Source organism: [Clostridium] aminophilum DSM 10710 (assembly GCF_000711825.1).
GTDB classification, from domain to species: domain Bacteria; phylum Bacillota; class Clostridia; order Lachnospirales; family Lachnospiraceae; genus Clostridium_R; species Clostridium_R aminophilum.
This window is the reverse complement of sequence record NZ_JONJ01000001.1, coordinates 57,889-77,385: the sequence shown is the minus strand read 5'-3', so window position 1 is coordinate 77,385 and position 19,497 is coordinate 57,889. Positions and strand designations below refer to the sequence as shown.

Annotated in this window: 19 protein-coding genes; 16 read left to right on the top strand and 3 right to left on the bottom strand. The window is 52.7% G+C overall.

Annotated features, from left to right (window positions below; translation table 11 throughout):
- Positions 1 to 41: 41 nt before the first annotated feature.
- Positions 42 to 419 carry a RidA family protein gene (locus BR86_RS0100385; protein ID WP_031471048.1) on the bottom strand — a complete coding sequence of 126 codons (378 nt, stop codon included), beginning with the start codon at positions 417 to 419 and terminating at the stop codon, positions 42 to 44.
- A 293-nt stretch (positions 420 to 712) separates the two neighbouring features.
- Here BR86_RS0100385 and BR86_RS0100380 point away from each other — a divergent pair, with 293 nt between their 5' ends.
- The gene (locus BR86_RS0100380; protein ID WP_031471047.1) at positions 713 to 1,381 is read left to right on the top strand and encodes a helix-turn-helix transcriptional regulator; all 669 of its coding nucleotides are present in this window, start codon (positions 713 to 715) and stop codon (positions 1,379 to 1,381) included.
- 335 nt (positions 1,382 to 1,716) lie between these two features.
- On the opposite strand, the gene preA is transcribed toward BR86_RS0100380, so the two are convergent.
- On the bottom strand, positions 1,717 to 3,216 hold the full coding sequence (gene preA, locus BR86_RS0100370) for an NAD-dependent dihydropyrimidine dehydrogenase subunit PreA (protein ID WP_031471046.1): 1,500 nt from the start codon (positions 3,214 to 3,216) through the stop codon (positions 1,717 to 1,719).
- Between the two features lie 409 nt (positions 3,217 to 3,625).
- Between preA and BR86_RS14925 the strand changes: the two genes are divergently transcribed.
- The 3 genes from BR86_RS14925 to BR86_RS0100345 all read left to right on the top strand — a co-directional run bounded on the left by BR86_RS14925 (position 3,626) and on the right by BR86_RS0100345 (position 8,617).
- Positions 3,626 to 5,626, top strand: coding sequence for a methyl-accepting chemotaxis protein (locus tag BR86_RS14925; protein WP_051684480.1), 2,001 nt, complete (start codon positions 3,626 to 3,628; stop codon positions 5,624 to 5,626).
- Between the two features lie 364 nt (positions 5,627 to 5,990).
- Positions 5,991 to 6,263 carry a hypothetical protein gene (locus BR86_RS14410; protein WP_074648916.1) on the top strand — a complete coding sequence of 91 codons (273 nt, stop codon included), beginning with the start codon at positions 5,991 to 5,993 and terminating at the stop codon, positions 6,261 to 6,263.
- A gap of 173 nt (positions 6,264 to 6,436) precedes the next feature.
- Complete coding sequence (locus BR86_RS0100345) at positions 6,437 to 8,617, top strand: glycosyltransferase (protein ID WP_051684479.1); 2,181 nt, start codon at positions 6,437 to 6,439, stop codon at positions 8,615 to 8,617.
- A 55-nt stretch (positions 8,618 to 8,672) separates the two neighbouring features.
- On the opposite strand, the gene BR86_RS0100340 is transcribed toward BR86_RS0100345, so the two are convergent.
- Positions 8,673 to 9,005 (bottom strand): winged helix-turn-helix transcriptional regulator, encoded by a 333-nt coding sequence (locus BR86_RS0100340; RefSeq protein WP_031471042.1) that lies wholly within the window; start codon positions 9,003 to 9,005, stop codon positions 8,673 to 8,675.
- Between the two features lie 219 nt (positions 9,006 to 9,224).
- Here BR86_RS0100340 and BR86_RS0100335 point away from each other — a divergent pair, with 219 nt between their 5' ends.
- The 12 genes from BR86_RS0100335 (at position 9,225) to BR86_RS0100275 (ending at position 19,479) form a co-directional block, all read left to right on the top strand.
- Complete coding sequence (locus tag BR86_RS0100335) at positions 9,225 to 9,428, top strand: 4Fe-4S binding protein (protein WP_031471041.1); 204 nt, start codon at positions 9,225 to 9,227, stop codon at positions 9,426 to 9,428.
- Entirely contained in the window at positions 9,418 to 10,017 is a 600-nt protein-coding gene (locus tag BR86_RS0100330; RefSeq protein ID WP_031471040.1) for a 4Fe-4S binding protein, read from the top strand. Before BR86_RS0100335 ends, BR86_RS0100330 begins: the two co-directional genes overlap by 11 nt.
- A 193-nt stretch (positions 10,018 to 10,210) precedes the next feature.
- A complete protein-coding gene (locus BR86_RS0100320) occupies positions 10,211 to 10,606 on the top strand; it encodes a C-GCAxxG-C-C family protein (protein ID WP_031471039.1) in 396 nt (131 codons plus the stop codon).
- A gap of 16 nt (positions 10,607 to 10,622) precedes the next feature.
- The gene (locus BR86_RS0100315) at positions 10,623 to 11,966 is read left to right on the top strand and encodes an MATE family efflux transporter (protein WP_031471038.1); all 1,344 of its coding nucleotides are present in this window, start codon (positions 10,623 to 10,625) and stop codon (positions 11,964 to 11,966) included.
- 395 nt (positions 11,967 to 12,361) lie between these two features.
- Entirely contained in the window at positions 12,362 to 13,090 is a 729-nt protein-coding gene (locus tag BR86_RS0100310) for an aquaporin (protein WP_031471037.1), read from the top strand.
- A gap of 79 nt (positions 13,091 to 13,169) precedes the next feature.
- The gene (locus BR86_RS0100305; RefSeq protein WP_031471036.1) at positions 13,170 to 15,752 is read left to right on the top strand and encodes a glycyl radical protein; all 2,583 of its coding nucleotides are present in this window, start codon (positions 13,170 to 13,172) and stop codon (positions 15,750 to 15,752) included.
- A gap of 18 nt (positions 15,753 to 15,770) precedes the next feature.
- Positions 15,771 to 16,691 (top strand): glycyl-radical enzyme activating protein, encoded by a 921-nt coding sequence (locus BR86_RS0100300; RefSeq protein ID WP_031471035.1) that lies wholly within the window; start codon positions 15,771 to 15,773, stop codon positions 16,689 to 16,691.
- A gap of 19 nt (positions 16,692 to 16,710) precedes the next feature.
- A complete protein-coding gene (gene pduB, locus BR86_RS0100295; RefSeq protein WP_031471034.1) occupies positions 16,711 to 17,514 on the top strand; it encodes a propanediol utilization microcompartment protein PduB in 804 nt (267 codons plus the stop codon).
- A 23-nt stretch (positions 17,515 to 17,537) separates the two neighbouring features.
- Positions 17,538 to 17,822 carry a BMC domain-containing protein gene (locus BR86_RS0100290; protein ID WP_031471033.1) on the top strand — a complete coding sequence of 95 codons (285 nt, stop codon included), beginning with the start codon at positions 17,538 to 17,540 and terminating at the stop codon, positions 17,820 to 17,822.
- 79 nt (positions 17,823 to 17,901) lie between these two features.
- Positions 17,902 to 18,441 carry a hypothetical protein gene (locus tag BR86_RS0100285; protein WP_031471032.1) on the top strand — a complete coding sequence of 180 codons (540 nt, stop codon included), beginning with the start codon at positions 17,902 to 17,904 and terminating at the stop codon, positions 18,439 to 18,441.
- 4 nt (positions 18,442 to 18,445) lie between these two features.
- Positions 18,446 to 19,210 carry a BMC domain-containing protein gene (locus tag BR86_RS16420; RefSeq protein WP_051684478.1) on the top strand — a complete coding sequence of 255 codons (765 nt, stop codon included), beginning with the start codon at positions 18,446 to 18,448 and terminating at the stop codon, positions 19,208 to 19,210.
- A complete protein-coding gene (locus tag BR86_RS0100275) occupies positions 19,207 to 19,479 on the top strand; it encodes a EutN/CcmL family microcompartment protein (RefSeq protein ID WP_031471030.1) in 273 nt (90 codons plus the stop codon). Before BR86_RS16420 ends, BR86_RS0100275 begins: the two co-directional genes overlap by 4 nt.
- The last annotated feature ends 18 nt before the right edge of the window (positions 19,480 to 19,497 follow it).

Genomic DNA, 19,497 nt, shown 5'->3' with positions numbered 1-19,497 from the left:
GGTCAGACATTCGAATATCGCGAATCGTGCTGCGAAATGCGTTATCCTGTCACGGCGATGCACTCGATCTCGACCAGAGCATCCTTCGGAAGACGTGCAACTTCCACGGCGCTTCTCGCCGGGCAGTCGCCCTCAAAGAAAGAAGCATACACGCTGTTCATTGCGGCAAAGTGATTCATGTCGCTGAGAAAAACGGTGGTCTTGATGACATCATTCATCGATGCTCCGGCCTTTTCCAGAACCGCTTTACAGTTTTCCAGCGACTGTCGGGTCTGCGCTTCGATTCCCTCCGGAAATGCTCCGGTGGAAATGTCAATCGGCAGCTGACCGGATGTGATGATCAGATTCCCGGCTTTGATCCCCTGTGAGTACGGCCCGATCGCGGCGGGGGCTTTCTCTGTGCAGATGGGTGTTTTCATTCGGTTTCACCTCCTTATGATCCGATATAATTATAATTTATTCCTTTGATCCAAAATTTTTATGACAAGAATAAATTATCACTATAAGAAAACGATGTCAATAATAATTGTGCAGAAATAATATAGACAATTATTTAACGAGACATAATGTGTACAAAATGCATAATTTTCGAAACGAAAGACGAGAAGAAGAATGTGAGAATAAATTCTCGTTTTGCCTTGTGCTCGGAAGGCATCACCGTTTATAATGAGAAAAACACTGCGGAGAGCAGGATGAATGACGGGGGACGGAGATGGAGAATACACTGCTTCGACAGTATGAAAGAATGACGGCTTTTCTGGGAGCAGTCCTTGGACCGGATTATGAGATTGTTTTATTCGATCGGGATAAAATCTGCCGTATCGTGAACGGTGAGATCAGCGGACGAAGGGCAGGCGATCCGTTGCCGAAGAGACTGACCGATGCACTCGAGAGAGGTGTGGACCGGGAATCGGGAGAGGTACTGAATCATCGGGTTCTGGCGGCAAACAGCCGGAATCTGCGCTGCTCGGATCTTTTTCTGCAGGATGAACAGGGAAGAACGGTCGGCGTTCTGTCGATTGATTTTGACGATAACCGCTTTAAAGAACTGTCCGAAGCGGTTTTCCGGCTGTGCCATCCGGATGATTATGCGGATCAGAATATTTCGGTTATGATCCGGGGCTGTAAAGATCAGGAGATTTTTTCTGGAGATATCGCTGAAACGGCGGATGAAATTTTCCGGAGAGTGGTGAAGGGGCAGAACGTCGCACCGGAGCGGTTGAATTACGATGAGAAACTGGAGATTGTACGGCAGCTCTATGCGAAGGGGATCTTTGAACTTCGAGGGGCGGTGCAGGCAGTCGAGAAGAAGCTCGGCTGTTCACAGGCGACGATCTACCGCTATATTACGACGGTGAAGGCAGAGCGGGAAAACGGATGACGCCTTGCGGACTTCGTCTGATTCGGTAGGACGGAAATGATCCGCCGCCTGACCGGAAAGGGGCTGGATGCGGAACCGTTTCTGCAGTATCTGAACTGGAAGTATGAGAGAATTGCGGTGTTTCTGACCGTACATCAGGGGGAAATGCTGTAAAACCATCTGTGAATAAGAATGATCGAAAGCGGGCAGCTGCACTTGGGTTCAAAGGCAGCTGCCCGCCTGGCATGGAAAATTCACTGAACAATCGGCTTCGTTTTGCGCAGCACAGGATATCGGATTAATTGTAACGGAAAGCAAAAAACGGTTCTCAATACTTCCGCAGCCTTCCCTGCCTGTTACTGCGTTTTTGCAATTCGTTTCCGCGCCGGCGCGGCCGCACCGGTCGGACAGACGAGAATGCAGAGGTGACAGCCGACGCAGCGTGTTCCGTCCAGCTTCGGTTTCCGGTCATCAAACCGGATTGCCTGATGTCCTCCGTCGCGGCAGGAGATCACACATCTTCCGCAGCCGATGCAGAGATCCGGGTTGAATTTCGGAAAGAGAATCGTGTCACGGTTCAGTCCGTCCGTCGTCGCGCTGATGCTGTCAAGGCCTGCACCGATGAGATGTTTTACCGACCGGACTCCCATCTGTGCCAGATAGTAATTCAGTCCGTCTTTCAGATCATCGATAATCCGGTAACCGTACTGCATCACTGCCGTTGTGATCTGGATGGAGCCGGCTCCCATCAGGAGAAATTCCACCGCATCCCTCCAGGTCTCGATGCCGCCCATTCCGCTGAGGTGCTTTCCTTTCATCGCAGGATTCTGACCGATCTCCGAGATAAAACGGAGGGCGATGGGCTTCACTGCATTGCCGCTGTAGCCGCCGACGGCGGATTTTCCTTTAACGGCCGGTGCTGAGACGAGAGTGTATGGATTGACGCCGATGATGCTCTTGATCGTATTGATCGCAGCGATACCGTCCGCACCGCCGCGCAGAGCAGCCTCCGCCGCGGAACTCATCTCTGCCACATTGGGTGTCAGCTTTGCGAGGACAGGGATTTTTGTTCCGCGCTTTGCTGCCCTCGTAAACCGCTCCACCAGTTCCGGAATCTGGCCGATGTCCGAGCCGAGGCCGTCGTCCTGCATATTCGGGCAGGAGAAATTCAGTTCTACCGCATCGGCGCCGTTCTCCTCGCAGAGTCTGGCCAGTTCTTCCCACTCTGCTTCATTTTGTCCCATGATCGACGCAAGGATGAATTTGGTCGGATATTTTTTCTTCAGCCGCCGGAAAATTTCCATATTTTCCGCGACGCTGTGATCGGACAGCTGTTCGATGTTCTTGAATCCGATGATGCTTCCGTTATCGCCGGTGATCGCCGAGAAACGAGGGGACGCCTCATGGATTTCGAAAGAACAGATCGTCTTGAAACAGGCCCCGGCCCAACCGGCTTCAAATGCGCGCGCACACATATCATACGTCGATGCGACGACGGAGGATGACAGAAGGAACGGATTTTCCAGTGGGATCCCGCAGATGTCACTGGCCAGCGGGGATTCGGTCTCCGGAAGGGGAACTTCCGCCTGCGGGCGGACTTTTTCGATCAAGGTACTCATCAGGGAGCGAACCGGAACCTGTCCCGGTTTGACGCACGCTCCCTCACACGGGGCGCTGCAGTTTTTGCATACATTTTCTTCCGGCAGGCGCAGCGCCGCCGCGTCTTCATTATCAAACCATACGCTGCGGAGAGCCCGGCCCGGGTCCATGGCCGGACAGGCATTGCTGCAGGGCGGATCCATGCAGAGAAGACAGGAAAGCATATCCCGTCGCTTCAATATCTGTTTCAGAATCATAAAACCTCCTCTGACGGTCTCCGTCATTTCTCTTTGTCGGGCGGTAGATCGTGTTCTGATTCTATTCTATCATAAATAACATCTTATATTCAAAGTCGCTTTTGATGAAAGAAAATATAACAGGATAAATTTTCATGAGATCCGGAGATGAGGATGAATTTTTTTTCTTTTGTAAAGGAATCGAATGATGGCGCAAAATGCCATGAATTTCAGGGAAATTCAGCGTTGGAGGATTTGCGGCACAGCGGTTTTTTCGCACGAATCCGATTCTATCAGAGTTTTGTGAATTGGGACGTTCTTTTGATTCTGTTAATAATCACCTTTATATATAACAAAATTATGCCGATAAACTCCATAAGTGCAACTTGATAAACCTATGGTAGTCAGTAATGAAAATGGGGAGAAAAAAATGAAACTGTTTCAATCAAATTCTGGAAGCAAAAAACGCGGAGGCGCACTGCACAGCATCAGCACCACCCTGCTTCTTATCTTGCTTCCGATCACCGTCATTAGTATCGTATTCATTATCCTGTTCCTCAGCGGACAGGCGGAATCCCAGATTAAGGCTCAGTCCATCCGGAATCTGCAGCTGGAGTCCGACTATAATGCGGAGCGTTTCGGCGCAAGAGTCAATGATGTTGTCTCACGCGGCGAGTCGTATGCGATTTCCGCGGAATCCGCCGATTTTGCCGATCATGAGGCATACCAGGCGTTCATGAGTAAGTCCAACAAGATGGGAAGTCTGGAGAACGCCGGCATTTATACCGGTTTTTCAAACGGTGAGATGTACTATGCCGATTACGCTCAGGTTCCGGAAGGTTATGATCCGACCGCCAGAGACTGGTACAAAAACGGATTAAACTGCACCACCTTTACCGAAACCGCACCGTATGTTGATGCCCTGTCGAATAAACTCTGCGTAACCTTTATGCGCAGAATGAATCTTCGCGACGGCTCTACCGCGGTGGCCGGAATTGATATCTTCCTCGATGAGATCGCGAATGAGACAAAGACCCTGACACCCATGGGTACCGGTATGACGGCCATCGTTGCCAACGGCATGATTCTCGGCAATCCGGATCCGGCGGTAAACGGAAAAGATGTTGCCCAGTCCGGCAACACCCTCCTTCAGGAGGCCGTGGCAAAAGTGACGGTCGGCAGTCAGATGGAACTCAAGAGCGGCTCGGATACATATTACGTCGCTGCATCTCAGGTTCCGAATACGAGCTGGATCCTCTATTCCACCGTGACCGAGCGTGATGTTCTGGCACAGCTGAGAAAGTTCCAGCAGATCTGCTACTTCATCATGGTTGTGATCATCGCTGTCATTGTCATCGCGCTTCTTCTGGTCATCCGCTCCGTGATTACGGTTCCGCTGCGCAAGGTTACCGATGCGGCTGAGAGCATCGCAGACGGAGATTTCAACGTATCGCTTCCGACGGAAACGAAAAACGAAATCGGTCAGCTGGCCGTTGCGTTCAGCAGGACAACCGAGCAGCTGCAGAACTATCAGGGATATATCGACGAGATCGCGGAAGCACTCTCCGATATCTCACAGGGTGAGCTCAACGTTAAACTGGAGAAGGAGTATGTCGGACAGTTCAGCCGCCTGAAGAGCAACATGGAAAATGTGATCGAGCAGCTTCGCAGCGTTGTCGGATCCATTATGGATTCCTCGAAACTCGTGGCAGGCGGTGCGACCCAGATTTCCGACGGCGCACAGGGTCTCGCCCAGGGCGCTACCGAGCAGGCAAGCTCCATCGAAGAGCTTTCTGCTGAAATTCACCAGATCAATGAGGAAACGGTCAAGATGGCGGAGAATGCCCGCACAGCGGAGGCACAGATTCACAGTGCGGAGGAGCAGATCAACTCCAGCAATGAGCAGATGGTTGATCTTCGCAACGCAATGCAGGATATCACCGACAAGTCCCAGCGCATTTCGTCCATCATCAAGACCATTGATGACATCGCATTCCAGACCAATATTCTTGCTCTGAACGCTGCCGTTGAGGCCGCGAGAGCAGGTGAGGCAGGAAAGGGATTTGCGGTTGTTGCGGATGAGGTCCGCAACCTTGCCGGCAAGTCTTCCACGGCTGCTCTGGATACCTCCAACCTGATCACTGAGACGATCGAGGCGGTTCAGAACGGCGACCGTCTCACCGAGCAGACGGCAAACTTCCTGAAGAGCACACAGGAATCCACGGAGAAGGCGGTTACCCTGATTGCGGAGATCACTGCTGCAACCGATAACCAGCAGCAGTCGCTTTCCGGCGTGAAGCAGGGAATCGACCAGATCTCCAGCGTCGTTCAGACCAATGCCGCGACAGCGGAGGAGAGTGCCGCTGCCAGCCAGGAACTTACCAGACAGGCGGGCATCCTGAACAACGAAGTTAATAAATTCAAACTGTGATCGTTCTTACATAGGACAGTGCTATGCATTTCCTGTGAAAAAGTAAAATTTCTATAAGAAGTGAGCGGCAGGGCCGCGGATTGACATTTTGGTCGATCCGCGGCCCGCTTTTGATTCTAAAAAAATCTCTGAAATTTTATGCAGTTTTAATATTGAACATATGTTCGATATATTATATAGTCTGAGTATACGGAGAAAGAAAAGAATACCGTTCCGGGCAGACCCGTGCCGACGGTGAGGGAGAACGGGACGGACGACAGCGTCGGAATCCGGCGTCGGCCGAATGGTGACTGCCACAGTAAAGGAGAACGGGACAAACGACAGCGTCAGAACGTCAAATCAGAAGACAGGAGGTGATTTCCGCATGGATTCCTATCTGTATACGAATATACCCATACAGGTGATTGCCTGTATTGATACCACCGGGAAGATCACTCCGCTGCGGTTTCGGTTTCTGGACCGGAACGGGGAGCTGGTCACGGTCCGGATCGACCGTATTCTCTCCTCGGATCAGGAGCCGCATAATATCGGCATCACCTTCTCCTGCTCCGCCAGTATTTTTGGGCGAAAAAAACAGTTTTCGCTTTATTACAGTCATTTTTCCGGCAAGTGGATTATCTCCCGGGTAGGGCAGTAAAGGGCGGTTTGATCCGTCCGGTTCCTGCCGCCGGTGTGGACGGAATCATATAATGTTTTATCATTCGTGCTTTTTGATGAAAACGGTTGAAAAACAGAAAAATAACAAGTATTATTGTAAGGCCTGCATCAAAGAGCAGAAGCGTATGAGATAGGGAAGACGGGGAAAGATTTATGGAATGGGAGACGGTTGTACGGACGGTCGGATTCATTATGATACTGCTGTATTTTCTCTGCGGCATTGATGATTCGATCTGGTTTCTCTACTCGTTTCTTGCCGGGATCCGGTATCACCGGAACGGCGAGGATGAGGAACTGGACTTTGTGAAACTGCGGAATACTCCGCCGAAGATGCTGGCGGTTACGATTGCGGCATGGCACGAGGCAAATGTCATCGGCGATGTGATTACGAATTTTTTGAACACCACGGATTATCCGAAGTCCATGTATCATCTGTTTGTCGGCGTTTATCCCAACGATCCGGATACGATCGCGGCGGTCGAGAAGATGAGACAGATTTATCCGAATGTGCATCCGATTGTCAACTGTCAGAATGGTCCGACGACGAAGGCGCAGAATATCAACCATGTGATCCGTCAGATTCACCTGTTTGAGAAAGAGCGGAAGATCCGGTTTGCCTCACTGACCGTTCACGATTCGGAGGATGTCATCCACACATACGAACTTCTCGCAACCAATTATCTGATTGACCGGCATGATGCGCTGCAGTTTCCGGTATTTCCGATTATGGAGATGCCCCGGTTCCGCAATTTCTTCCGGCAGATCACGACGGCGACCTATGCCGATGAGTTTGCGGAGAATCACTATATCTCGCTGGTTGGACGGAGAAATCTCCATGCGTTTGTGCCCTGTGCCGGGACAGGATTTGCGATTTCCGGAAGACGTCTTGCGGAATTCGGAGATCGGGATGTGCTTCCGTCGGAGAGTCTGACGGAGGATTATCTGCTGTCACTGACACTGTATAAGAAGGGGATACCGCTTTATTATGTTCTGAACCGGCTGCCCCGGGTGATGAAAAACGGAAAAGTCAGCATGGATTTTCTCACAACCCGGTCCATGTTTCCGAATACGTTTGCCGCGGCGGTTCGCCAGAAGACGCGGTGGACGTACGGGATTACCATGCAGTCCGTCAGCATGAAGGATGTGTTTGCAGCCAACGGGGTCTCTTTTGCCGGCCGGTATTCGTTCTATAAGGATCTGAAGGCCAAGGTGGTGAATCTGATTCCGATTGTGGGATATCTGGTGTCGATCTACTGTCTTTTTGCCGCTGCTTTCGGACTGGAACCGCTGTACCGGGAAGGTACGCCGGCTTATTACATGGCGGAGGCGGTCTTTGTGATGATGATCATCCGGCAGATTTTCCGGGGATATGCGCTGTTCTGCGTCTATGGCATGCGAAGCGTCTTTTTCGGCTGTCTTCTTCCGCCGCTTTTTCCGATTCGGCTGATTTACGGAAACATTATCAATTTTGCGGCGACGTTGCAGGCGGTTCGGATGAAACTGTTCGGAGAGAAGAGAACAGGAGAAAAGAAGACGGACGAAGAGAACGCAGGCGAAGAAAAAACGGGCGGAGAAAAGACGAGCGGAGAGGCCGGTGCCGCGCCGGAGGAAAACAGAAAGATCCAATGGGCGAAGACCGATCACGAGTTTCTGAACCGGCATCAGCTGCGGAGGTATCGCCGGATGATCGGAGACGTGCTGATCTGTCAGGGATATCTCACCGCGGAGCAGTTCCGGGATTGTCTCGGGCAGGTGGATAAGGAGCACGGTGAGCAGATCGGAGAGTATCTGATCCGCAGGAACGTGATTACGGAAGAACAGATGGTGCGTGCCCTTGCTCATGTAAAACATATTCAGTTCATTCCGGATGAGGTAGTCCGCTGTCTGAAACTGTGGAAAGATCCGGAGCGCTTTGATTACCGCAGGCTGTGTGAAGACAGAATCTTCCCGCTGACCATCGAGAATGATATCTGCATCATCGGAATCAGCAGCAGGACAAAAGATGTCGCAGTGGAGGCGTTCCGTATCCGCTATGGTCTCGGAATCCGGAAAATGTATCTGACGGAGTATATGATCGGTGAAATGATCCGTCAGGCGGAAACGCTGCACCACAAAGACGCGGAGAATCCCGCGGCTCCGGCAAAGGCGGAAACGCAGGATGTACCGGAGGTGCCGGAGAAGGCTGACGCGGCGGCAGTGCAGACGCTTCAGTCGTCCAGAGAGGCCTATCACGCCGGCCGGATCAGTTTTGAACAGCTAGTCCTGATCGGAACATATGTATTCCGGCTCGGAAAAACGGAAGACGAAATCCGGGTCATTATGGGAATCGGATGAGAGAACGGACGGGCCGTCCGCTCGAAGCCTCATTTTGTCAATCGAAATTTCTGAATCAAAGATTGTCCTCACCCCATCGCTTCAGCTGAAGAAGGATGGGGATGAGGCTTTTTGCGTTTGGGGTCAGCTGATATTCCACACGCACCGGCATCTCGTCATACTGGATCCGGGAGACCAGGCCGTCCGCTTCCAGTTCTTTTAAGGAGTGCGACAGCATGGTGCTGGTGATCCCATGGATTGTGCGGCGGAGCTCGCCGTAGCGAACGACTTCATTGTAATCGATGACACAGAGGATCAGAATTTTCCATTTCCCGCCGACAAGGTCCAGCACTTTCTTGAGTCCGCAGCCTTCCCCGGCGATGTCTCTGCACAATGGTTCTTTTTTCATTTCGGTATCCTGTCCCTTTCTGTAACCGCAGTGACGGTAAGATTTTCCGTACCAGATTAATATAAAAATGGTGCTTGATATATTTTCTATACCACATATAATAGTAGTACCTTCCGGAGATCGCAAGTTGAAATTATGGCTCCGGAGCGGCAAAGAGTAAGAAGAGGGAAAGAAAACGGAAAGAAAACGGGAAGAATCGGTTAAGAAATGAGGTAGAAAATGAAACGTGCTGTAAACGATCGGAAACGATGCGTTGCCTGCGGCGTCTGCGCACTGCAGTGTCCAAGGGAGGCAATTGTGATTGAGAACGGCTGCTGGGCGGCGGTTGACCTGAAGAAATGCGTCGGCTGCGGCATCTGTGAGAAGGCCTGTCCGGCGGGATCAATCCGAGTGGAAGTAATGGAGGTCACAGATGGCAAATAAGAAATACACACACTGGTATGATTATCTGTGGATCTGGAGCATCGTGTATTTTGCGCTCGGATTCTTCAATATTATGTTTGCATGGCTCGGCATGATCGATTTTATCCTGCCGCTGATCTTTGCGGTTGCCGGCGGCAACAAATGGTTCTGCAATCACATGTGCGGAAGAGGACAGCTCTTCTGGGTGCTGGGAAGAAAACTGAAATGTTCCCGGGGGAAGGCCGCCCCGCGCTGGATGGCATCCACCGGATTCCGGTACGGTTTTCTGGTATTTTTCCTGACAATGTTCGGAAATATGCTGTTCCAGACATACATGGTCTTTGCGGGCGCGGGATCTCTGCAGAAGGCGATCAAGCTGTTCTGGACCTTCCGGGTTCCGTGGGAGTGGGCATATCACGGAAGCGTCCTTCCGGTCTGGACCGCACAGTTTGCATTCGGCTTCTACAGTCTGATGCTGACGTCCACCCTCATCGGTCTGATCGTGATGGCGCTGTATAAGGAGAGAACCTGGTGCTCCTTCTGTCCGATGGGAACCATGACGCAGGGCATCTGCAGGCTGAAGGCAAATAAAACGAGGCCCGCAGAATAAGGGCGGAAACGGAAAAAGCATAGGAATACGATGCCTTAAGTAATTCCATGGAACGCGGTAAACCGCTATGATCCGGAAAACGGATAACAATAAAAAAGAAAACAGGAAAAGAAAGCAAAAAAGAAAACAGGAAAACAAGACAAGAAAACAGATAAACAAACAGGAAAAGAAAGCCTGGAAAGGATGAAATGAAATGACAATACAGGAAAGAGCGGAAAAAGCGGTAGAGTTAAAACTGAGCGGAAGATGCAACTGTGCACAGGCGGTGGCCACGGTGCTGGCAGACCAGACGGAACTTTCGGAGGAGCAGCTGAGAATGCTCACGGCCGGATTCTGCGCCGGCATGGGAAATCTTCAGGCGACCTGCGGCGCCCTCATCGGAGCGGGCATGATCACCGGACTGAAGACGGAGGGAAGAGGAACCCTCGGCATGACAAAGCAGATCCAGGAAGAGTTTGGACGCCGCTGCGGCGCGCTGAAGTGCGGCGATCTGAAGACGATGACGGACGGAAAACCGTTGTGCAGCTGTGAGGACTGCGTCCGCAACGCCGTGATGATCTACGGAGAGAAGATGGGGATTACAGAGTAAGAGTGCAGGAGAAACAATGACACAGAGAGAAGCGATCCGTCTGTCGGATCATTTCGATTATAAACGGCTCCTTCGGTTTACCGGACCGTCGATCCTGACGATGATTTTTGCATCAATCTACAGCATCGTGGACGGATATTTCGTATCGAACTATGCCGGAGCGATTCCCTTTGCCGCGCTGAATATCATGATGCCATTCCTGATGATTCTCGCGGCGGTGGGATTCATGTTCGGTTCCGGCGGAACCGCGCTGGTCTCGCTGAAGCTGGGACAGAAAAAAGTAAAAGAGGCCAATGAGATATTTTCCCTGATCACCTATGTCCTGATCGCGATCGGTCTTGTGACGTCCGTGATCGGATATGTGATCACGCCGCAGGTGGCAGAGATCCTGGGCGTGACGGAAGAACTGAGGCCGTACAGCATTCTGTATGCAAGAATCAATATGGTCGGCAACACGGCGTTTATGCTGCAGCATTTGTTTCAGAGTTTTCTGATTGCGGCGGAAAAGCCGAAAATGGGATTCCGGGTTACGGTGGCGGCCGGTGTGACGAATATCATTCTGGATTTCCTGCTGGTCGGCGTGCTCGGACTGGGACTTCCCGGTGCGGCATGGGCGACAGTCATCAGCCAGACGGTCGGGGGCGTGATTCCGCTGGTATATTTTATGTTTCCGAATTCGTCGGTCCTTCGTCTCGGCGGACTGCGGTGGAATCTGTCGGCGCTTGTTCAAACCTGTTCCAACGGATCCAGTGAATTTTTGTCGAATGCATCCGCTTCGATCGTCGGCATGCTTCTGAACAGACAACTTCTGACATACATGGGGACCAATGGCGTCGCAGCTTACGGAGTCATCATGTATGTTAATTTTGTTTTTGTCGGCATCTATTTCGGGTTTGCCATGGGCGTGTCGCCGGTCATCGGCTATCACTATGGAGCGGATAACCGGGAGGAACTCCGGAATCTGTTCCGGCGGTGTCTGGTGCTGATTGCCTCCGCGGGCGTCATCCTGACGATTCTGGCGGAAGTCTTCGCCGGTCTTCTTGCAAAGATTTTCGTCGGGTATGATCCGGAACTCTATTCCCTCACGGTTTCCGGTATGCGCATCTATGATCTGTCCTTTGTGATGATGGGCTTAAATGTGCTCGGATCGGCTCTCTTTACGTCACTCGGAAACGGAAAGGTCTCTGCACTGCTCTCGCTGATCCGTTCCGTGGTGCTGCAGGTATCGCTGATTCTGATTCTACCGCTGATCTTCGGCGGACAGTCGCTCTGGGCGGTGGTGATCGCCGTGGAGACAGGTACCCTTTTGGTGACGTGGTGGATGATCGTTCGTTACCGGTCAAAATATCACTACTATTAACAAAAGAATATAACAGATATGTAAAATCCAAATCCGTTTCGGGTTTGGATTTTTTCTTTTGTCTGAATCATTTCTAAACCTACCCGTAAAAACAAAAAATATAAAAAATATTATTAAGTTCACACGGCAAATACCCGGAAAAATGCCAGGTGAGGAATTTACAACTTTCGGTCTGTACGCTGTCTGTCCTCGAATGGTCAGATCTGTTAATTTATCTCTGGACAGCGGACGCGGGATCGGCAATGGGGGAAACCGCTCCGCAGAGAAAAATTCCCTCCCCCTCCGGGGGCGGACAGTGAAAGACAGATGAGGTATACCGGTAGCCTGCTGTGGGGGATTTGACTCAAACGAAAAGGGAAACATATTGATCGGATGCAAGTGAAAGAAGGGGGAAAATGGTTTACTTATCAGAATTTGTCGGAAGTCTGATCTTTCTTCTGGGCGGATACACCTACATGAGCAATATCTGCCTGAAGAAGACACAGGTCAGCAAGCTGAATTACGTGGAGCTGTCGACCGCGTGGTCGCTGGCAGTCGGTTTTGGCCTCTGCCTGGCCGTTGTACTCGGAGGACCGGCCCTGTTAAATCCGGGTGTGGTTGTGGGACAGCTTCTGATCGGGGGAATTACGGCGGAGGAGGCCGCAAAATTCCTGCTGATGGAATTTCTTGCAGCGGGCGCGGCGGTCGCACTTACCGTCGTAAACTTTTACGACAGCTTTAAGGCGAGCACGGGTATGAGCAAACGCGGAATCTTCTCCGCATATCCGGTGGAAAAGAACATGCCGTTGAACTTCATTCAGGAAGTGTGTGCGACATTTACATTCCTGTTCCTGGTGCTCGGCGGAGTCCGGGCAACGGACGGAAAGACGGCGGCGCTTCAGATCGGTGCCATCGGCATTGCGGCAGTCGCTTACATGTCCTACACACTGAACCTGACCGGCTTTTCCATGAACGCCATGCGTTCGGTGTTCAGCAGCATCTGGTTTGCGATTCTTCCGATTCCGTGCAAGGAAGGCGAGAAGGTCGACTGGACCTATCAGCTGGTGGTGAATCTTCTGGGAAGCACAACCGGCGGCGTTCTGGCGGTGATGGCTGTCGATGCCTGCGCGAAGGCGCTTGCGTGACGGAGGAACCCATCGAAAAACAGTTTGTCATGATATCCGTAAAACGATATTCAGGAAATAAAAGAGGAGGTTTTTACAAATGATTGCAAAAGGTTTTACCGAACCGACTGACAGAATCAAACGACTGGCCAATGTCATCGTCAACGCATTTCCGGAAGTGGAAGCGGAAAGAGCCGTACTGACAACGGAAGCGTACAAAGAGACGGAAGGTCTCCCGAATGTTATGCGCCGTGCAAAGGTAGTGGAGAAGCTGTTCACACAGCTCCCGGTCACCATCCGTGATGACGAGCTGATCGTCGGCTCACTCACCGTTCATCCGCGTTCCTGCCAGATCTCTCCGGAGTATTCCTACGACTGGGTAGAGGCGGAGTTCGACACCATGGAGACCAGAATGGCAGACCCGTTCAAGATCCCGAAGGATGTTGCGGCGAAGCTCCATGAGGCATTCCAGTACTGGCCGGGCAAGACCGTCAGCGATCTGGCAACTTCCTATATGTCCGATGAGACCAAGGAGTGCCAGGCAAACGGCGTATTCACCGTAGGAAACTATTACTACGGCGGTGTAGGACATGTCTGCGTAGACTACGGAAAGATCCTGAACAAGGGATTCCGCGGCGTCATCGCTGAGGTTGTGGAAGCCATGGAGAAGATGGACAAAATGGATCCGTCCTACATGAAGAAGCAGCAGTTCTACAATGCAGTCATTATCACGTATACCGCAGCGATCAAGTTTGCGCACCGCTATGCGGATAAGGCAAGAGAGATGGCGATGACATCGCTCAATCCGGTCAGAAAGGCAGAACTTCTGAAGATTGCCGAGAACTGCGACCGCGTTCCGGAGAACGGCGCAACCAACTTCTATGAGGCATGCCAGGCCTTCTGGTTTGTACAGCTGATGCTCCAGATCGAATCTTCCGGCCACTCCATTTCCCCGGGACGTTTCGATACCTATATGTATCCGTTCCTGAAGAACGATACATCCATCTCCAGAGAGTTCGCTCAGGAGCTGATCGACTGCATCTGGGTAAAACTGAACGATCTGAATAAGACCAGAGATGCGATCTCCGATCAGGCATTCGCAGGATATGCGATCTTCCAGAACCTCGGTGTTGGCGGACAGGATGAAAAGGGCCGCGACATTACCAATGAGATTTCCTACATGGCAATGGAGGCCTGCGCACATGTACGCCTTCCGGCTCCGTCCTTCTCGATCCGTGTTCACGAGAACTCTCCGCAGGAGTTCCTGTACCGTGCATGCGAGCTTGCAAGACTCGGACTCGGCGTTCCGGCGATGTACAACGATGAAGTTATCATCCCGGCACTTGTCAACCGCGGCGTTAAGCTGGAGGATGCGAGAAACTACTGCATCATCGGCTGCGTAGAGCCGCAGTGCCCGCACAAGACGGAAGGCTGGCACGATGCAGCATTCTTCAATGTGGCGAAGGTCATGGAGATCACCATGAACAACGGCCGTGTCGGCACAAAGCAGCTCGGCCCGGTAACCGGCGAGATGAGCGAGTGGAAGAGCGCGGAAGACTTCTTCACCGCATTCGAGAAGCAGATGCACTACTTTGTATATCACCTCGTTGAGGCGGACAATGCCGTCGATCTGGCACACATGGAGAGAGATCAGCTTCCGTTCCTGTCCGCTCTGGTGGACGACTGTATCGGACGCGGCAAGACCGTGGAAGAAGGCGGCGCGATCTACAACTTCACCGGCCCGCAGGCATTCGGCGTTGTCGATGTCGGCGATTCGGTTTACGCGATGCAGAAGCATGTATTTGAGAATAAGGAGATCACTCCGGCTCAGCTGAAGGAAGCGCTGGATCACAACTTCGGTTATCCGGTAGACAGCTGCACACAGGCAGAGAAGCGTTTCGAATCCCAGCACAGCTGCGGCTGCGGCGGCACAACTTCTGCGGCAACCGATGAGCAGAAGGTTTACGAGATCGTCAAGAAGATCCTGACCAGCAGCGGTTCCGTGGATCTCGCGGCGGTAACGAATGAAGTGAACCGCAGCATCCCGGCATCCGGCGGCTGTGACAGCTACATGGATATCAAGCGAATCATGGAGAAGACCGATTGGTACGGCAACGATATCGACGCGGTTGACTATGTATCCGCAAGAGTAGCCCGCATCTACAGTGCGGAAGTAGAGAAATACACCAACCCGCGCGGCGGTCAGTTCCAGGCAGGATGCTATCCGGTATCCGCAAACGTTCTCTTCGGTAAGGACGTAGCAGCGCTTCCGGACGGACGTCTCGCAACCACACCGCTTGCAGACGGCGTATCCCCGAGAGCAGGAAAGGATGTCAGCGGCCCGACCGCAGCGACCAATTCCGTTGCAAAACTCGATCACGAGTATTTCTCCAACGGTACGCTCTACAACCAGAAGTTCACTCCGTCTGCCGTTGCCGGCGATGAGGGTCTTCAGAACTTCGCGGCGGTTGTTCGCAGCTACTTCGATCACAAGGGTATGCACGTACAGTTCAATGTCATCGACCGCGCAACGCTGATCGATGCTCAGGAGCACCCGGAGAAGCATAAAGATCTTGTCGTTCGTGTTGCCGGATACAGCGCTCATTTCGTCACACTGGCGAAGGAAGTTCAGGACAACATCATTGAGCGTACCGAGCACACATTCGGCTGCAAGAGCTGCTGATAAACAGGAGAGAGGTACATGGACCAGATTAATTATGAATTGGAAGGACTGGTGTTTGATATTCAGCGCTTTTCGGTGAATGATGGTCCGGGTATTCGTACGATTGTCTTTTTGAACGGCTGTCCTCTGAGGTGCCAGTGGTGTTCGAATCCGGAATCGCAGCTCCCCAAAACCGTTGTCATGTTCAATGCTGCGGAATGCATCCATTGCGGCCGCTGCATCGGGGCGTGTCCGAACGGTGCGATCGGAAAAGAAAACCCGGCAATGATCAATCATGATAGGTGTACCGGCTGCGGAGAATGTACCATGGTGTGCCCGGTCGGCGCATTGATTCTGAAGGGAAAGAGGATGACGGTTGCAGAGGTCATCGAGGAACTCAAGAAAGACAGTACCAACTATCGCCGTTCCGGAGGCGGACTGACCGTCTCCGGAGGCGAGCCTCTGGTACAGCATGAGTTTACCCGGGAACTCCTGAAGGCAGCGCACGCGCAGGGATGGAACACCGCCATTGAGACGACCGCATGTGCGTCGGAAGAGGTGATCCGGGACGTGCTACCTCATGTGGATCTGGCTCTGACGGACGTCAAGAGTACGGACTCCTCAAAACACGAGCATTTTACCGGCGTCCCCAATACTCAGATCCTGAAGGGCGTAAAGCTTGTATCGGAGATCACGAAGATTATGGTCCGGGTTCCGGTGATCCCGGGGTTCAACGAGAAACCGGAGGAGATCCGGCAAATCGCGGAATTTGCAAAAACGCTGAACCGGGATCATCTCATGGGCGTCAATCTTCTGCCGTATCACGCGCTGGGCGAGAACAAGTACAAAATGCTCGGGCGCGAATATCAGATGCACGGTGTCAGTACCCTGACCGGTGACGAGATCGATGCACTGAAAGCAGCAGTCGAAGAAACCGGCGTAACCTGCCGGATCGGATAAAAAAGAAATGGAGGAAACAATGGATCAGCAGTTAATTGAAAAAGTGATGAAGCAGGTCACCAGCGAACTTGCGGCAAAAACGGCATCTGCCAGCGCATCATCCACCGCTCCGGCGAGTGACGGATGCGTGAACGGCGTGGGCCTGACCGAGTTTGTCGGCATTTCCACCGGAGACACCATCGGTCTTGTCATCGCAAGTGTCGATCCGCTTCTGGTTGAGAAGATGAATCTCGGAAAGTACCGCTCCATCGGAATCATCGGTGGACGTACCGGAGCAGGCCCGCAGATCATGGCAGTGGATGAGGCCGTAAAGGCAACCAACACGCAGGTGATCTCGGTTGAGCTTCCGAGAGATACCAAGGGCGGCGCAGGCCACGGCTCCCTGATCTACATCGGCGCGGAGGATGTGTCCGATGCAAGAAGAGCGGTTGAGATCGCGCTGAATGTTCTGCCGAAATATTTCGGCGATGTGTACGGCAATGAGGCCGGCCATCTGGAGTTCCAGTACACCGCGAGAGCGAGCTACTGCCTCGAGAAGGCGATGGGCGCAACACTCGGAAAGGCATGGGGAATGACCTGCGCCGGCCCGGCAGCCATCGGAACAGTTCTTGCCGATACCGCAGTGAAAGCGGCGAATGTCGAGGTCATCGGCTACTCTTCACCGGGCAACGGCGGAACAAGCTATTCAAACGAGGTAATCCTCACCTTCACAGGGGATTCAGGAGCTGTCAGACAGGCGGTTCGTGCAGCAATCGAGGTAGGAAAGAAACTTCTCGGAGCGCTGGGCGATGAGCCGAAGTCCACAACAGAGCCGTATATTTAATCACAGTCTAAGGAGGAAAAATAATGAATGCAGATGCGTTAGGAATGGTTGAGACTCGCGGATTAGTCGGAGCGATTGAGGCTGCCGATGCGATGGTTAAGGCCGCAAATGTAACTCTGTGCGGATACGAGAAGATCGGATCCGGACTGGTTACCGTTATGGTACGCGGTGATGTCGGTGCGGTGAAGGCTGCAACCGATGCCGGTGCGGCTGCTGCGAGAGCAGTCGGAGAGGTGGTTTCCATCCACGTAATTCCGCGTCCGCACATGGATACCGAGAAGATTATCCCGTCCAAGTTAGGTGAATAATCTGTGGGGAATGGAGCAGGGGGCAGTGTTCGCACTGCCTCCGTCTTCGGAATCTTCCGGAGGATGAAGGAGGTGCCCCATGGAAATCAATGAAAACCTTCTCCGGGAACTGGTGGAGCGGGTTATGGAACTCACACTGGAGCTTTCCGGACAGAGAGAAAAGAAAGAGAGCGTCCTGGTCGTTTTGGCCGGAGAAGATGCCGCGCGTTTTCTTGAAACGCTCCGCGCGCTGAATGCGGGCGGGGACTGCGAGATCACGACGGCGCTTTCCCGTGATCAGATCAATGATGAGACGATCGGGAGCATGGTCTGCAGCGAGAGCAGAAAAATCATCGAGATGCGTCAGGTTCTGAAGCGGCCTCTGCCGTATGACAGAATCATTTTCCCGGTTATGCCGAGAGAGATTCTGGCAAAATGTGCGCTGTGCATCCCGGACACGGACGAGGTCAGAATCGTTCAGCGCGCACTGGAAGAAAATGTTCCGGTGAGCGTTGCGAAGAACGGCCTGGATCCGTTCACCGGCAATGAGCCGGAACCCTATCAGAAGCAGGTTCTGGAGTACGTCCGCCGGCTTCTGGAATACGGAATCGATATTCAGATGGATGAAAAAGAGAGGTGAAACCATGCGGGAGGCATTGGGACTTGTGGAGACGAGAGGCATATCGACGGCCATTGAAGTGGCGGATGTCATGGCGAAGGCTGCCAATGTAAGGCTGCTTGCGCTTGAGAATACCCGCGGCGGCGGTTATATGACCGTCAAGGTCATCGGCAATGTCGGTGCGGTGAAAGCGGCAGTCGATGCGGGAAAAGCGTCGGCGATCCGGTTCGGCAATCTGATCTCAGCTTCCGTGATCGCGCGCCCGGCAGACAGTATGGCAGAGTTCTTCTGCCCTACGGATGATCCGGGACCGTCTTCCCCGAAAGAGGATCCGATTCCTCCGGCATCGGTTGAGGCGAATACGGAAATAGCGCCGGAAGCGGCAGACGCGGCGGAACAAGCTGCGGAGACTGCGGCACCGGCTGAAGATAAGGAAAAGGCGGAAGCTCCGGAAGAGCCGACAGAGATTCCGGCAGAGTCGGCGGAGGTTTCGAAAGAGCCGGCGGAAACTTTGGTTTCGCCGGTGGTAGAAGAGGCAGCGGCGGTTCCGACAGAGGACCCGGCAGAACCGGCAGAGACTCCGGAGGCTGCGCCCGTGACAGCGGAAGAAGATAAGCCCGCGGGAGAGAAGACAGAATCCGGTACAGAACCTGAGAAAGAAAAGGAGACAGAGCCGGCTGAATTCGGGACGGTGAAGGCTAAGACTTCTCATGACCGGCGTTCCAAGAAAGGGAAATCCGCAAAGAAGAGCGCAGAAGGCAGATCCGGAAAAGGAGGCAGTTCGTCATGATTCTTGCTAAAGTGATCGGCAACGTGGTTGCGACGCGCAAAGACGAATCGCTGGAAGGCACGAAACTGATGATCGTGCGGAGAGTCGATGCGCAGGGAAATTACCTCGAGGCGGAAAAGGTGGCAGTGGACTATGTCGGCTGCGGAATCGGAGAATTTGTGCTCTGTGCGACCGGTTCCTCCGTCCGGGTGGATGAAGACAAAAAAGGCAAAACGATCGATATGGCGGTGATCGGAATTATCGACAGCGTGGATACGTCCGGCGCCTGAGGAAAGGATGGGGGAAAA